This is a genomic window from Pseudonocardia sp. MH-G8 (assembly GCF_002262885.1).
In the GTDB taxonomy this organism is placed as follows: domain Bacteria; phylum Actinomycetota; class Actinomycetes; order Mycobacteriales; family Pseudonocardiaceae; genus Pseudonocardia.
The window spans coordinates 55,055-69,074 of the sequence record NZ_NKYF01000006.1 but is presented as its reverse complement, the minus strand read 5'-3'; the positions used below and the strand labels follow the sequence as shown (position 1 = coordinate 69,074).

The 14,020-nt window shown below is 74.3% G+C and carries 18 protein-coding genes; 8 read left to right on the top strand and 10 right to left on the bottom strand.

What is annotated here, in order from left to right; all coding sequences use genetic code 11:
* Position 1: 1 nt before the first annotated feature.
* On the bottom strand, positions 2-712 hold the full coding sequence (locus CFP66_RS16455; protein ID WP_094924976.1) for a DUF1990 family protein: 711 nt from the start codon (positions 710-712) through the stop codon (positions 2-4).
* Complete coding sequence (locus CFP66_RS16450) at positions 709-936, bottom strand: hypothetical protein (protein ID WP_094924974.1); 228 nt, start codon at positions 934-936, stop codon at positions 709-711. Before CFP66_RS16450 ends, CFP66_RS16455 begins: the two co-directional genes overlap by 4 nt.
* A gap of 59 nt (positions 937-995) precedes the next feature.
* On the opposite strand from CFP66_RS16450, the gene CFP66_RS16445 reads away from it, so the two are divergent.
* A complete protein-coding gene (locus CFP66_RS16445) occupies positions 996-1,694 on the top strand; it encodes a DUF1990 family protein (RefSeq protein ID WP_094924972.1) in 699 nt (232 codons plus the stop codon).
* A gap of 57 nt (positions 1,695-1,751) precedes the next feature.
* On the opposite strand, the gene CFP66_RS16440 is transcribed toward CFP66_RS16445, so the two are convergent.
* A complete protein-coding gene (locus CFP66_RS16440; RefSeq protein WP_158228116.1) occupies positions 1,752-2,390 on the bottom strand; it encodes a TetR/AcrR family transcriptional regulator in 639 nt (212 codons plus the stop codon).
* A 172-nt stretch (positions 2,391-2,562) separates the two neighbouring features.
* Here CFP66_RS16440 and CFP66_RS16435 point away from each other — a divergent pair, with 172 nt between their 5' ends.
* Complete coding sequence (locus CFP66_RS16435) at positions 2,563-3,357, top strand: DUF5709 domain-containing protein (protein ID WP_094924967.1); 795 nt, start codon at positions 2,563-2,565, stop codon at positions 3,355-3,357.
* Between the two features lie 6 nt (positions 3,358-3,363).
* Here the strand turns inward: CFP66_RS16435 and CFP66_RS16430 are convergent, their stop codons facing one another.
* Together CFP66_RS16430 and CFP66_RS16425 are read right to left on the bottom strand one after the other, a co-directional pair.
* Positions 3,364-3,777: an SsgA family sporulation/cell division regulator gene (locus tag CFP66_RS16430; RefSeq protein WP_094924964.1), complete on the bottom strand. Its 414-nt coding sequence runs from the start codon at positions 3,775-3,777 to the stop codon at positions 3,364-3,366.
* Between the two features lie 205 nt (positions 3,778-3,982).
* A complete protein-coding gene (locus tag CFP66_RS16425) occupies positions 3,983-4,441 on the bottom strand; it encodes a hypothetical protein (protein ID WP_094924961.1) in 459 nt (152 codons plus the stop codon).
* A gap of 156 nt (positions 4,442-4,597) precedes the next feature.
* On the opposite strand from CFP66_RS16425, the gene CFP66_RS16420 reads away from it, so the two are divergent.
* From CFP66_RS16420 to CFP66_RS16410, 3 genes are all read left to right on the top strand, one after another.
* Positions 4,598-6,337 (top strand): AMP-binding protein, encoded by a 1,740-nt coding sequence (locus CFP66_RS16420; protein ID WP_094924959.1) that lies wholly within the window; start codon positions 4,598-4,600, stop codon positions 6,335-6,337.
* A gap of 155 nt (positions 6,338-6,492) precedes the next feature.
* The gene (locus CFP66_RS16415; RefSeq protein ID WP_094924957.1) at positions 6,493-6,720 is read left to right on the top strand and encodes a hypothetical protein; all 228 of its coding nucleotides are present in this window, start codon (positions 6,493-6,495) and stop codon (positions 6,718-6,720) included.
* A gap of 21 nt (positions 6,721-6,741) precedes the next feature.
* Positions 6,742-7,461: an SDR family oxidoreductase gene (locus CFP66_RS16410; RefSeq protein WP_094924955.1), complete on the top strand. Its 720-nt coding sequence runs from the start codon at positions 6,742-6,744 to the stop codon at positions 7,459-7,461.
* A 3-nt stretch (positions 7,462-7,464) separates the two neighbouring features.
* Here CFP66_RS16410 and CFP66_RS16405 read toward each other — a convergent pair whose 3' ends face one another.
* The 4 genes from CFP66_RS16405 to CFP66_RS16390 form a co-directional block, all read right to left on the bottom strand.
* Complete coding sequence (locus CFP66_RS16405) at positions 7,465-8,121, bottom strand: flavin reductase family protein (RefSeq protein WP_094924953.1); 657 nt, start codon at positions 8,119-8,121, stop codon at positions 7,465-7,467.
* Positions 8,122-8,194: 73 nt separating this feature from the next.
* Positions 8,195-8,578: a VOC family protein gene (locus CFP66_RS16400; protein ID WP_094924951.1), complete on the bottom strand. Its 384-nt coding sequence runs from the start codon at positions 8,576-8,578 to the stop codon at positions 8,195-8,197.
* On the bottom strand, positions 8,575-9,348 hold the full coding sequence (locus tag CFP66_RS50160) for a metalloregulator ArsR/SmtB family transcription factor (RefSeq protein WP_094924949.1): 774 nt from the start codon (positions 9,346-9,348) through the stop codon (positions 8,575-8,577). The genes CFP66_RS16400 and CFP66_RS50160 overlap by 4 nt, the downstream gene beginning before the upstream one ends.
* Before the next feature lie 51 nt (positions 9,349-9,399).
* Entirely contained in the window at positions 9,400-9,789 is a 390-nt protein-coding gene (locus CFP66_RS16390; RefSeq protein WP_094924947.1) for a DUF6223 family protein, read from the bottom strand.
* A 250-nt stretch (positions 9,790-10,039) separates the two neighbouring features.
* On the opposite strand from CFP66_RS16390, the gene CFP66_RS16385 reads away from it, so the two are divergent.
* From CFP66_RS16385 to CFP66_RS16375, 3 genes are read left to right on the top strand one after another with little or no spacing between them, the layout of a single operon-like run.
* Complete coding sequence (locus CFP66_RS16385; protein WP_143517275.1) at positions 10,040-11,227, top strand: sensor histidine kinase; 1,188 nt, start codon at positions 10,040-10,042, stop codon at positions 11,225-11,227.
* On the top strand, positions 11,224-11,925 hold the full coding sequence (locus tag CFP66_RS16380; protein ID WP_233159480.1) for a response regulator transcription factor: 702 nt from the start codon (positions 11,224-11,226) through the stop codon (positions 11,923-11,925). Before CFP66_RS16385 ends, CFP66_RS16380 begins: the two co-directional genes overlap by 4 nt.
* Before the next feature lie 37 nt (positions 11,926-11,962).
* A complete protein-coding gene (locus CFP66_RS16375; protein WP_094924941.1) occupies positions 11,963-12,934 on the top strand; it encodes a cobalamin biosynthesis protein in 972 nt (323 codons plus the stop codon).
* 262 nt (positions 12,935-13,196) lie between these two features.
* On the opposite strand, the gene CFP66_RS16370 is transcribed toward CFP66_RS16375, so the two are convergent.
* Positions 13,197-14,009: an SURF1 family protein gene (locus CFP66_RS16370; protein WP_094924939.1), complete on the bottom strand. Its 813-nt coding sequence runs from the start codon at positions 14,007-14,009 to the stop codon at positions 13,197-13,199.
* Between the last annotated feature and the right edge of the window lie 11 nt (positions 14,010-14,020).

Here is a 14,020-nt window from a genome sequence, read left to right as displayed (position 1 = left end):
GTCAGCGTCCGGGGTGGGCGAACCTCAGTGTGAACGCCTCGAAGCGGCCCGCCTCCACCCCGCTCGGGGCGCGGACGAGCCCGTCCGGCCCCGGCTGTGGCGGGCGCGGGGGATCCTGCAGCAGCCGCCGCAAGCGGGCCAGCGCGCGACGGTAGAACCGCAGCTGGGTGTGCCGCCCGAACACGGTGAATCCCAGCCGCAGCAGCGGGTTCGCGATCGGAGCGCGGCGGGAGTAGGCGTCGATCCGGAACTCCACCCGGCCCGTCTGCAACTCCTTCGCCACCTCGTAGGTCAGCCGGCCCTGCTCGAGGTGGCCCTGCAGCGTCTGGTACGACCAGCCGATCACCTGCTCCGGGCCGTTCGGGCCCTCGCGGCGGTCGTCGTGCGCCGCGGTGATGCGCACCCCGAGCAGGAAGCGCAGCACCAGGAACCGGCCCTCGAGCAGCATGTCGCGGCCCACGAGGTCGCCGGGGGCGTGGAAGGCCGCCCGCAGGATGGCGGGGTCGCTGAACTCGTAGCTGTTGACCAGCGCCTCGGCGGTGGCGACGAGTCCGTCCGGCTCGGGTTCTCCGGGTGCCTCGTGGCCCAGCTCGAGTGCGCAGTGGTCGCGGTGCCAGCCGGTGAGGACGGCAGGCGGCGCCTGGTCCTCGTCGTAGTTCACGGGTCGGTCGCGCAGCGCGGCGACGGCATCGGCGAGCGGGGCCGGCCTCACCTGTCGTGGGTGTGGTCGGCGCGGTGGTCGACGGTGTCGCCCATCAGCCACAGCATCGGCGGCCACAGCCCCACGAACAGGGCGCGCCGCTCCGCGTTGCCCCGTTCGCTCTGGTCGACGGTCTTGGCGCGCACCCACAGGCTGATGCAGAGCCCGATGGACGCGAGCGACGCGGCGCGGAAGACGTGCGCGGCGCGCCGGAGCAGCGCTCCGTTGGAGATCATGCAAGACGGGTACCCCGGCACTCGTGCCGATACGCCGTCGTCCTCGTCCGGGCAGCCCCGTGCACCGGGTCGGAATCGTCCTGCGGTGGCCGCTGGGCCTGGCCCGGGTGAGCTGGCGCTACCTGTGGCGCGTCACCGCGATCCACCGGAGCGAGGCGGACGGCGCGCCCGCCGACCGGCCCGGCCCCGTACCGCAGGCCGTCCTCGACGGTGACGTCCAACGCGTCGAGGACGGTGTCGGCCCGCTGCTGCGGCGCCGCTACGCCGTGCGGGTGGTCGGCGCGACGCTGTCGCCCGCGCAGGTCATCGGCCGCTTCTCGGGCGATCCCAACTGCGGCGCCCCGTCGGAGGTGGCCGTGTTCGAGAAGGTCCGCGGCCTCGACGGCGAGCTGCGCGTCGGCGACGAGTTCCTGATCCGGATGCCGGGACCGTGGGACGGGCCGGTGCGGGTGATCGACACCGGCCCGGCGTCGTTCCGGCTCGCGACGCTGCGCGGGCACCTGGAGGCCGGGCAGATCGAGTTCCGCTGCCGCGCCGAGGACGGCGAGCTGGTGTTCGAGATCGAGTCCTGGGCGCGTTCCGGGGACCGGCTGTCCAACCTGCTCTACACCCGCCTGCGGCTGGCGAAGGAGATCCAGCTGAACCTCTGGGTGGAGACCTGCCTGCGTCTGGCCCGCGACGTCGGCGGGCGCGCCCGCGGCGGCGTCCGGGTGGAGACGCGCCGAATCCCGCTCCCCGCGCTGACATCGATGCCCTGACAGCTATGCCCTGACAGCTATGCGCTGACTCGCGTCAGGCGTGTCGGCGGGCATCGCTCAGCCGGAGAGCAACGCCCTCGCCGCGCGCTGGACGTGCGCGGCCACGGTGGCGGCGTCCGGTGCCGGCCGGGCCTGCAGCCCCCGGTACAGCACGGCGATACCGAGCAACCAGGCCACCAGCAGCTCGGCGCGCACCGCCGCATCGGTCGGATCGTCGGTGGCGGTCTGCGCCGCGAACGCGTCGGTGTAGGCGGCGCCGAGCCGTTCCCGCACCTCCGCGGCGACCTGCGCGCTGCCCGTGGCCCGCAGGACCGCCATCAGGACCTCGCCGCCCCGATCGTCCTCGGCGAGGATCGCCGACAGCGTCCGTTCCAGCAGGTCCTCGCGCGATCCGCCGGCGAGCAGCTGCACCGCGTCGCCGAGCACCGCCTCGCCGAACAACCCCTCCTTGCTGCCGAAGTAGCGGAACAGCAGTGCCTGGTTGACCCCGGCGCGCTGCGCGATGGCGCGCACCGTGGTGGCGTCGTAACCGGCCGTGGCGAAGAGCGCGCGGCCCGCGTCGAGCAACGCGCGACGGGTGGCCGCCGCGTCCCGCGGACGCGTCGCCCGCTTCGGCTCGCATCGCGCTCCCTCGCTGCGCTCGGTCGACGCTTCGCGAAGGGGCTGTGACATTGATTCGCTCGCGGGCTCGCTCATGGGCCCTCCTGCACGGCTCGCCGACGGACGCCGATCAGAACACACCGGACCACCCGGACGTGTCGCGGCCGGGTGTGGCACGCCGAGGCCCCGGGTAACCGATGCCCGATCGCAGATCGAACGTGTGATCGGCGAACGGCTGATCGCAGTCGGATGTGGAGGTGCACGCCGCATGGCGCAGCGCGATTACGAGGAGCAGCCCGAGGCGCCCGACCTCGGGGCATCCGTGCAGCTGGAGAGCGACGAGCACCTCGCGGCGCCGCCCGGGGACCGGGACGGCCTCGACGCCGGGTACTCGCCCCCCGACCGGCCCTACGCCGCGGAGGAGGACGGGGTGACCGCGCGCGGCATGCGGGAGGGCGACTCGCTCGACGAGCGGTTGCGCCGGGAGCGGGGGGACCAGGCCCTGGACGAGGACCGCAGCGGCCGGATCGCCGTCGAGGGCGAAGGCGCCGCGCTGGAGACCCCGGATGCGATGGACGGCGTGGACGTGGGGGTCGACGGAGGTGGTGCCGGCGCTGAAGAGGCGGCCGTGCACGTGGTCGACGATCCGGGTGCGCCGGTGGAGACGGAGCCCTCGGTCGCCGGGTCGCCGGCTCTGGACGACCCCGAGCTGGACGCGGTCGTCGGTGGTGATCCCCGCGCGGACCGGGCACGGTCGGAGGCCGCCCGCGACGTGCGGGCCGAGGGGCAGGCGTTCGACCCCGGGATGACGGGTGCGCCGGTGGCCGAGGGGAGCGAGGACACCCGCGGTCCGGCGGCGCCGGACGGTGGCGATCCGGCGGGCGGCGACCTCACCGGTCGCGGTCCGGACCCCTCGTTCCCGCGCGATCCGTTCGACGCGGATCCCGCGCGCCGTGGGTTCGCGGACTCCGCCGAGTCGATCGACGAGTCGCCGGACGCCCGGGGTGCGGCCGCAGGCGCATCGGGCCGCGACGACGCAGGCCCCGAGGCCTGGCGCCGGTAGGAGGCGTTACTCGGCGCAGCTGCTGGTGATGCGGGCGATCTCCTCGTCGAGGTCGATGCGGCCCGTCTCGTCACCGAGAGCGACGACGTCGAGCGTGGTGTCGACGAAGTGGCGCAGGAGGTCGCGGTCGACCTCGAGCACGGCGCGGCCGTCGTGCGAGCAGATCTCGATCTCGACGATGTCGTAGCCCTGGACCGAGCACGGGCGCATGCGCACATCGCCCTCGCCCACCGGGCCGGACAGCCCCTCGACCACGAGCTCGCGCCCGACGAGCCACTCCACCCACCGGTCGTGCCTGGTGCGAACCGACAGCGAGACGGCGAACGGGTCCGCCGCGCTGTAGCTCCACCGGGTCACGACCGGTGCCGGCTGGCCGTGCAGCACGGTGAACATGTCTTGCTGAACGGTGTCGCTGGTCATCTCGCCCCCTGGGCGCCCGGGCCGCCCTCTCGTGCGGGCGGCGTTACTGGGTGCATCGCCGCCACCCGCTGAAACGCTGCACTTCCCGGCGTTCTTCACCCGAACAAGTGAGGGAGTGCCTGCTCCCGCACGGTCGGTGACAAGGCGCTGGGCCGACCGGACGGACCGGTCCGTGCAGGTCGGACGGGCTGGGGGAGGGCGTGACTCAGTGCTCGGCCGTGACCACCCAGATGCCGTCGCCACCGTGGCGCGCGGGCTGGGCGAGGCTGAGGCTGAGTCGGTCACCCGCCGCGTTGCGGACGTCCACGCTGGTGCCGTCCGGGCCGGGGTAGGCCTCCGCGTCGGGCCAGTCGTGCGCCGCCGCGGCGTAGGCGATCGCCACCTCGGACGGATCGAGCAGCCACGGCTGCGACCCGCGGTCGACCTCGGCCTGCAGTGCCGCCGCTTCTGCCGTGCCGGATGCGGGCCAGGGCAGCGTGACGGGGTCGGCCGGAGGGCTCTCCTGTCCTGCGGACGGTGCCGTGCCGGGCGCGACGGCCTGCGGTGCCGGTTCCGCACCGGTCCGGGTGCCGGACGTCGGGGCGGGCCCGGTGGCGCAGCCCACCAGCAGGAGCCCGCCGAGCAGGAGAACGACGGCGGCGCGGCACCGGACGGGCGTGATCACCGCGCCACGGTAGGGCGGCGCGGGCCCAACCCCGGGCGCGCCGCCCGGCGCGTCCGGGGGATCGCCGCGGGCGACCTGTCCGATCGGAGGTGCACCGCGAGCGCCGTGAATCACTAGGGTGCGGGACGGCAGCGTGGCAACTTCCGAGGTGAGGTCATGAACGGGTCCGCAGGGTCGTCAGCAGCGTCATCGTCGTCGTCTTCATCGTCGTCTTCATCGTCGCTGGCGAACTTCTACGCCGCCCGCGAGTTCCTCGCGGCGCACCGGGAGGACTACGACACCGCCTACCGCGACTTCCGCTGGCCCGAGATCGACGAGTTCAACTTCGCGCTGGACCACTTCGACACCGTCGCCGCCGATCCCGAGCGCGGCGCGGCACGGGCGCTGTGGATCGTGGAGCAGGACGGCTCCGAGGCGTACTGGACCTTCGCCGAGCTCGCGGACCGGTCGAACCGGGTGGCGAACTGGCTGCGCTCGCACGGGGTGCGCCGCGGCGACCGCATCATCCTCATGCTCGGCAATCAGGTCGAGCTGTGGGAGACCCTGCTCGCCGCGATGAAGCTCGGCGCGGTCGTCATCCCGGCCACCACGCTGCTGACGGCGTCGGACCTGCGTGACCGCCTCGACCGCGGCGGGGCCGGGCACGTGGTGGTGGGCGGCGCCGATGCCGGCAAGTTCGACGACGTCGCGGGCAACTACACGCGGATCGCCGTGCGCGGTGCCCCCGAAGGGTGGCTCGACTACGCCGCCGCGGCCGCCGCGTCCCCCGCCTTCGCACCCGACGGCGTCACCCGTGGCTCGGACACGCTGCTGCTGTACTTCACCTCCGGCACCACCGCGAAGCCGAAGCTCGTGGAACACACGCACGCGTCCTACCCCGTCGGGCACCTCTCGACCGTCTACTGGATCGGGCTGCGACCCGGTGACATCCACCTCAACATCTCCTCGCCGGGCTGGGCCAAGCACGCGTGGAGCAACGTCTTCGCGCCGTGGATCGCCGAGTCCTGCGTGTTGGTCATGAACTACGCCAAGTTCGACGCCGAGAGCGTGCTCGGGGTGCTGGACCGCTGCGGGGTCACGAGCTTCTGCGCGCCGCCGACCGTGTGGCGGATGCTGATCCAGGCCGACCTGTCGAGCCTGCCGAACCCGCCGGCCAAGGTCGTCGGGGCGGGGGAGCCGCTCAACCCGGAGGTCATCGAGCAGGTCGAGAAGGCGTGGGGAATCCGCATCCGCGACGGGTTCGGGCAGACCGAGACCACGGTCCAGATCGGCAACCCGCCCGGGCAGACGGTGAAGCCGGGTTCGATGGGCCGGCCGATCCCGGGCTATCCGATCGCCCTGGTCGACCCCGCCTCCGGAGCCCTCGCCGACGAGGGCGAGATCTGCATCGATCTCGCGCAGCGCCCGCTGGGGCTGATGGTCGGCTACTCCGGCGACGCGGAGCGCAACGCCGAGGCCATGGCAGGTGGCTACTACCACACGGGCGACGTGGGCTCGCGCGACGCCGACGGGTACATCACCTACGTCGGGCGGTCCGACGACGTGTTCAAGGCCTCCGACTACCGCATCAGCCCCTTCGAGCTCGAGAGCGTCCTGATCGAGCACCCCGCGGTGGCCGAGGCCGCCGTCGTGCCGTCGCCGGACCCGGTGCGCCTCGCCGTCCCGAAGGCCTACGTGACGCTCGCGGCGGGGCACGAGCCCACGGAGGAGACCGCGCGGGCGATCCTGCAGTTCGCGCGCGACAACCTGGCGCCCTACAAACGGATCCGCCGCCTGGAGTTCGCGCCCCTGCCCAAGACGATCTCGGGCAAGATCCGCCGGGTCGAGCTGCGCGGCCGCGAGGCCGAGTTGCACGCCGACGCCGCCGCGACCCCGTCCGGTGAGTTCACCCTCTGACACCCGTTGCGCCCAGCGGTGATCTTCGGCCGACGATCGGTCGTGCGTGCCGGTATGGCGCACATCACGGGCGACCGATCGCGTCTCGATCGCCGTTCGCCGACAGGACCCTCCAGGTGGAATAGCTCCTCTGACCGGTTCGGGTTGGAACGGGCGTGACGCTTCCAGAGACGCCGGGCGGGCTCGCCGACGTCATGGCCGGGATGCCCGAGGTCTGGCGCCGGCTGCTCGCCGCGCACGTGCCCGACCGGCTCGGCCGTTGCACGGCCTGCCGCAACTCCAGCGGTTCCGGTGAACGCTGGCCCTGCTCGCTGCACCACATCGCCACCGACGCCCAGCACCTGCACGGATTGCGGCTGGGCCGGGCGGTCGGGGGCGACTAGAGCGGCCGTTACCGTTCCGCCATGACCACGACCGACCCGTCCCTCGCCGTCGTCACCGGCGCCGCCGGTGGCATCGGGGCATCGCTTGCGGTGGAACTGCGGGGACGTGGGTACCGCACGTTCCTCGCCGACGTCGACGCCGAGGCGCTCGCGCGGGTCGCGGCGCGCACCGGGGGCACGGCCGTGGTCACCGACGTCGCCGATCCCGACGCCGTGGAGGCACTCGCCGCACGGGCCGGCGCAGCGTCGCTGGTCTGTCTCAACGCCGGCGTGCTCGGCGCCGATCTCGGCGCGCCGTGGGAGGTCGGCCCCGAAGACTGGAAGCGGGTGTTCGACGTCAACGTCGGCGGCGTGGTGAACGGCCTGCGTGCCTTCGTGCCCCGGCTCCTCGCTGCCGACCGGCCGGCGCACATCCTGGTGACGGCCTCGCTGGCCGGGCTCACGGTCTTCCCGGGCGGCGGCGCATACGGTCCGTCCAAGCACGCGGTGGTGGCTGTGGTGGCGCACGCCGCCATGGCGCTGGCGGGCACGCCGGTGACGATCAGCATGGTCTGCCCCGCGCTGGTGGCCAGCGGGATGTCGACCGACGGGGTCGCTCCCGCGTCCGTGGCCGCAGAGGCGCTGGATGCCGTCGACGCCGGCACCTTCGCGGTCTTCCCGCCGGAGTGGCGGGCCGCCGTGATCGGCCAGGTGGAGGAGATCGCCTCGGGCCGGGTACCGACCCCGCCGGTGCCGGGCTGACCGTCAGCCCTCACCCCCGTCGGCGGGGCGGTGGCCCGTGAAGTGGCCGGGCCACTCGCGGTGCGGGATGCGGGTGATGTCGAGGACGTCGCCGATCGTGGACCACTCGTCGCGTCCGAGGCGGGCCAGCGGCCGGAGCCTGCCGATCGCGGGCAGCCCGCCGTCGTGCGGGTCGCCGTCGAACACGTCCGGCGCGACCGCGGCGTGCAGGACCCGACCGATCACCACCGTCGAGTCGCCGAGCTCGAGGGACCGGTGCAGCCGGCACTCGAGGGCCACCGGCGATTCGGCGACCCGCGGCGGCGCCACGTGGGTGCTGGGCTCGGGCGTCAGGCCGACCTCGCCGAACTCGCTCACCCCCGCCGGGAAGTTGGTGCCCGTGGCGTTGACGTGCTCGAACAGCGGTTCGGTGGCGAGGCAGACCACGAACTCGCCGGTCTCGAGGACGTTGCGCAGCGAGTCCTTCTTCCCGACGCTGGTGAACTGCACCATCGGCGGATCCACGCACGAGACCGTGAAGAACGAGTGCGGCGCCAGGTTGTCGGTGCCGTCGGCGGAGCGGGTGGAGACCCACGCGATCGGGCGGGGGACGACGACCGCGGTGAGCAGCTTGTAGAACGGGCGCGGCCCCAGCTCGGCGGGATCCAGTTCGGTGCGCATGCCGCGATGATGACCTGCCCACCGCGCACACGCTCCCGCGAGTGGCGGTCCGGGTGCCGTCCGGACCGCCTGCTCAGTCCGCGGCGGGCGCGAACAGCTCGACGAGGTTGCCGTCGGGGTCGGCGAGCAGGATCTGGCGTCCGCCGGGGCCGCTGACGATGTCGCTGCGGAACGGCAGGCCGGCGTCGCGGTACCGGGTGACGGCGGCATCGAGGTCGTCGACGATCAGGTGGATGCGGTTGCGGCCCGGCGTCGCGGCGTCGGCGGGGGTGGCGCGTGCGCCGGAGCTGGCGGGTCCGGACAGCAGCAGCCGCAGCCGGCCGCGGACCACGTCCGCGAACGCCGGTGCGGCGTTCATGCGGAGCTCGAAGCCGAGGTGGCCGGTGTAGAAGTCGACGGCGGCCTGGACGTCCTCGACGATGTAGCGGACGCCGACGTACTGGTCGGTTGCGTTCACGGCAGACCCTCCTGGCGGTAGGTGGCGGCGAGGACCGGCAGCAGGTGCCGGACACGCGTGTCGATGTCTGCTGCGGCGCGCTCGAAGGCGGAGTACGTGGCGTCGGTGCCGCCCTCGGGCGTTGCGGGGTCGCGGACGCTCCAGTGGGTCCGTCGGGGACGGTCGGGGAACTCCGGGCAGGTTTCGCGGGCGCGATCGCACAGCGTGATGACGTGGTCGAACCGCTGCCCGGCGAGCGTGTCCAGGTGTCGGGGGCGGCGGCCGGCGGCGTCGATGCCGAACGACCCGCGCAGCACCCGGATGGTGTGGGGGTGCAGGCGCGGCTTGGGTCGGCTGCCGGCGCTCGTCACGGTGACGGCGCCGGCGGTGTGGTGGCGCAACAGGGACTCGGCGATCGGTGACCGGCTGCTGTTGCCGGTGCACACGAACAGCACGGCGAGCGGGCCCGGGGGTGGCACGGGGTCCCGGCGCAGCGCCGGGTGCAGGGCGGAGCCGCTGTCGGCGAGCGCGTGCGCGCAGCGGTCCAGGTCCAGGTGGTAGTAGCTGTCCCGACCGTCGAAGCTGCTCCGGGTGGCGGTGACCAGCCCCGCGTCGCGCAGGAGGCGCAGGTGGTAGGAGACCAGGCTCTGCGGGTGGCCGACCTGGGCGCCGAGTTCGCGGACGCGGTGGTCACCGGTGGCGAGCGCGGTCAGGAGCTGCCAGCGCAGCGGATGCGCCGCCAGTCGGAGGAAGACCGGCGGACCCGTCGTGCGCCGTGCCAGGTCCGGCATCCCGGGAAGATACATCAATCCAGCCTGATGCATCAAGTCGCTTTGATGGAATCACGGCGCCCGCCGGCTTTCGTGCCCGGGCGCCGCCTCGGTGCGGCGGCGCAGCGCCAGCCCGCCGAGGACGAGGCCGACCAGCCCCAGCGCCATGGCCACGACGGCCCCGGCCAGCCCGTTGCCGGTGCCGAGACCACCGGCGGAGTTCGCCGCGTGCAGCCCGCCGACGACCACGCTGATCAACCCCAGCGCCGTGGCCACGACGGCCCGGGTCCGATTCGTGGGCGAACGTCGCGCGCGGCGGGACAGGGCGAGCCCGCCGACGACCACGCTGATCAGTCCCAGGACGGCGGCCACGGTGGGCACCGTGCGCCCGGCGCCGAGGCCGCCGGCGGCGAGGAGGACGTACGCGGTATCGGGTGCGGCGAGCAGGAGGCGGACGGACATGGGAGGTCCTTTCGGTCGACCGGCCGATGGTGGCTGCCCGGCCGGGGTCTTCGCGTCGGGCGAGGGAGGTGTTCTCCGACTGCTGCGCCCGGCGTACGGTCAGCCGCCGGCAGTAGCCGCGTCCACCCGTTGCGGTAGTGCCGGTGCACCGCACACGGCGGATGCCCGGCGGTCGTCGGACCGGGCACGATGAGCCGAGGGCGGTGTGCGCCCCGTCGAGCCTGGATCGAGGGTGGGGATGGTCAGCACCATGCCTGTGGCGGTGGGCCGCCGCCATGTGCCGCCGCTCGTGGCCGACGTGGCTCTCGGCGTCTGCGTGGCTGTGGGGCTCCTCGTCGCCGCGGTGCTCGAGATCGGGCCGGTGGCGGCGGCGAGCCCGCGCCCGGCGGACGCCGGAGCGGGCGCCCTGGCCGCCACGGTCGCCGCCGCGATCGCGGTGCGGCGTCGCTACCCGGTCGCGGCGCTGGTGGTGCTGAACGCCGTCAGCATCGGCTGGTTCCTCGGCGCCTACCCCGGCCGGTTGGTCGTGCTGGCGCCCCTGATCGGCTGTTACACCCTCGCGGCCCACCGCGGCTGGAGGTGGGGCCTCGCCGGTGCCGTGCTCACGGCGCTGGTCCAGATCCTCGCGATCCGGGTGGTGCTCGGCGACGTCGCGACGGTCGGCGTGGTCCCCGACGCCGTGCTGTCGGTGGCCACCGCGAGCAGCGCCGGCACGGCGGTGGGCTACTACCGGATGGTCCTGGCCGCCACCCGCGCCCAGTTCGCCCGTGAGACCCGGAGCCGCGAGGAGCGGGCGCACCGGATCGCGGTCGAGGAGCGGCTGCGCATCGCCCGCGAGTTGCACGACGTGTTCGGGCACGCCATGGCCACCATCAGCGTGCAGGCAGGGGTGGGTCTGCACGTCGTCGACCAACGCCCCGGGCAGGCCCGCGAGGCGCTGGCCGCCATCAAGAAGATCTGCGACGAGGGCCTCACCGACGTCAAGAGCATCCTCGGGATCCTGCGCGCCGACACCTCGCCCGGGGAGGGTCCCGAGCAACCGCGGTCACCACTGGGCGGGTTGGAGCGGCTCACCGACCTGCTCGACATGGCCGAGGCGGGCGGCCTGCGGGTGGAGCTGGACGTCGACGACGACGCAGGTCCGCTGCCGGCCCCGGCGGATCTGGCCGCCTACCGGATCATCCAGGAGGCGCTGACCAACGTCCTGCGCCACGCCGGGGCGCGCACCGTGCGGCTGACGGTGGAGCGCGAGCCCTCCCGGCTGCTCATCCGGGTCCGCGACGACGGGCCCACCACCGGCGCGGACACCTCGCGCGGGCACGGCATCGAGGGCATGCGCGAACGCGCCCGCGCGCTGTCGGGCCGGCTGGTCGCGGCCCCGCACCCCGAGGGCGGCTTCGAGGTGTGCGCCGAGCTGCCCCTCCCGGACCGGCGATGATGTCGCACGAACCCATCCGGGTGCTCATCGCCGACGACGAGGCACTCGTGCGCGGCGGTTTCCGGGTGCTCATCGACAGCGAGCCCGGCATGGTCGTGGTCGGTGAAGCCGGCGACGGGGCCGCCGCGGTGGACCTGGTCCGTGAGACCCGCCCCGACGTGGTGCTGATGGACATCAGGATGCCGGTCGTCGACGGGCTGCGCGCGACCCGCGAGATCGGCGCCGACCCCGACCTCGCGGGCGTCCACGTGCTCATCCTCACCACGTTCGACCACGACGAGTACGTCGTCGAGGCGCTGGGCGCCGGCGCCGCGGGCTTCCTGATCAAGAACACCGAACCCGGTCAGCTGCTGCACGGCATCCGGCTCGTCGCGGGTGGCGAGGCGCTCCTGTCGCCGGGGCTGACCCGGCGGCTGATCGCCCGGCTCACCGGGCGCAGCACGACCCTGCGGGTGGATCCGCAGGCCATGGACCTGCTCACCGCGCGCGAGAGGCAGATCGTGGGTCTGGTCGCCCACGGGCTGAGCAACTCCGAGATCGCCACGACCCTCACCATCAGCCGCGCCACCGCGAAGACCCACGTCAGCCGGGCGATGGCCAAGCTCGGCGCGCGCGACCGCGCGCAGCTGGTCGTACTGGCCTACCAGCACCACCTCGTCGAACCGCCCGAACGCACCGATCCCGCGCCCGGCGGGTGACGTCCGTGGCGACCCGCTCGCCGCGTACGGTCCGGTCGTGCGGAGGCGGGTGTGGGTGCGACCGGCGGGTCTGGTGCTCGGGGCGGTGGCCGACGCGCTGTTCGGCGATCCGCGGCGCGGGCACCCGGTCGCGGGTTTCGGCCGGCTCGCCGTCGCGCTCGAGCGGCGCTGCTACGCGGATCGGCGTCTCCCGGGGACGGTCCACGCGGCGGTGCTCGTCGGCGCGACGGCCGGGCTGGGTGCGCTGGGCGAGCGGGCCACGGCGGAGCACCCGCTCGCCCGCGTGGTGCTCACGGGCGCGGCGACCTGGGCCGTCCTGGGCGGTACCTCCCTCGCCCGGCACGGGGCGGGCCTCGCGCACGAGCTCACCGCGGCCGACCTCACCCGCGCCCGGGCCCGGATGCCGTCGCTGTGCGGGCGCGACCCCGCCGCGCTCGACGCCGCGGGCATGGCGCGCGCGGGCACCGAGTCGATGGCGGAGAACACCTCCGACGCCGTGGTGGCGCCGCTGCTGTGGGGCGCCGTGGCGGGCGTTCCCGGGCTGCTGGGCTACCGGGCGCTGAACACCCTCGACGCGATGGTCGGCTACCGCTCGCCGCGGTACCGGCGCTTCGGATGGGCGGCTGCCCGGCTCGACGACGTGGCGAACCTGGTGCCCGCGCGCGTGTCGGCGTTGCTGTTCGCCGGCCTCGCCCCGGCGGTCGGCGGCTCACCCCGTGCGGCGCTGGCGGCGTGGCGACGGGACGCCGCCGCGCACCCCAGCCCGAACGCGGGGCCGGTCGAGGCGGCCGCGGCCGGTGCGCTCGGCGTGCGGCTCGGGGGGCGGACCGTCTACGCGCACGGCGCCGAGGAGCGCCCGTCCCTCGGTTCCGGAGCCCCGCCCACCCCGGCCGACCTCGCCCGGGCCGCCCGCTTGTCCCGCCTGGTCGGCGCGGCCGCGGCCGTGTTCGCCGCCGGGTTGGCCGTGATCGTCGGCGGTCGAGCCGAGATCGTTCCGAGCCGTACCTGACGGTCCCGGCTTGTCGCCCGGTCCCGCCGCGTCCGGGACCGCGCGAGCGCGTCCCGCGACTGCCGTGATCGATCCGAGAAGTGCAGGGAGTACTCCGGGGAAGCGCTGCGGTGCCTCTCGGACCGATCACGGCCTGGTGATCGGTCCGACACGTACTGGGCTGCCGCTGGGCAGCGTTGTGGTGCGGCTCAGATGGATCACAGCCGTCGGGGCCGAGCGGCGGCTCGCGAGGATCGGGCCTCCGGCGGGATCTCGCCCGGGCTCAGCGCTCGGCCGGGGGCTCGTCGTCGCCTGCGAGGGCGCGGCGCAGGGCGGTGCGCTCGGACTTCCGGTCGCCGCCGCGGCGCTGCAGCAGCTCCAGCCGCACGAAGTAGACGAGCGCGAACAGGGCGATGAGGCCGAAGGTCAGCCACTGCAGGGCGTAGGAGAGGTTCGTGAACGGGGCGCTGCCGCCCGTGGTGGGGGCGACCACGAGGGGGTCGAGCACGCCGGGCTGGTCGGGGGCGAGCTGCAGGAAGCCGGGCTCGGGGTCGAGGCCGGTGGCGGCGGCGAGCGCGCGGGAGTCGGCGGCGTAGATCTGCCGGTGGCCGCCGGTCTCGATCGGGTCGCGCCCCTGCGGGTCGGTCTGGTCGAACCGCAACCGGGCGGTGAGGGTGACGGTGCCGGCGGGCGGGGCCGCGTAGTCGGGCACGACGGCGCCGCTCTCGGCGGTGACCGAGCCCCGGTTCACGACGAGCAGCCGCCCGTCGTCGGTGCGGAACGGGGTGAGCACCTCCACGGCGGGCTGCCCGTCCACCACGCGCAGCCGCACGAGCGCCTCGGCGTCGGGGAGGTAGCTGCCGGTGACGACCACCTGGCGCCACTCGTCGTCCGCTGACACCGTGTCGCCGGCGGGTACCAGGGTGTCGAGCGGGACGGGGGCGGTGGTGCTGGCGGCGTCGATGGCGCGCTGCTGGGCCTCGCGCTCGGCCTCGCGGCCGAACTGCCACGGCGCGAGCAGGGTGAAGGCGGCGACCGCGAACCCGACGATCACCGCGATGAGGGCGAGCCAGCCGGGACGCAGGAGGAACCGCACGGGTCGACGAT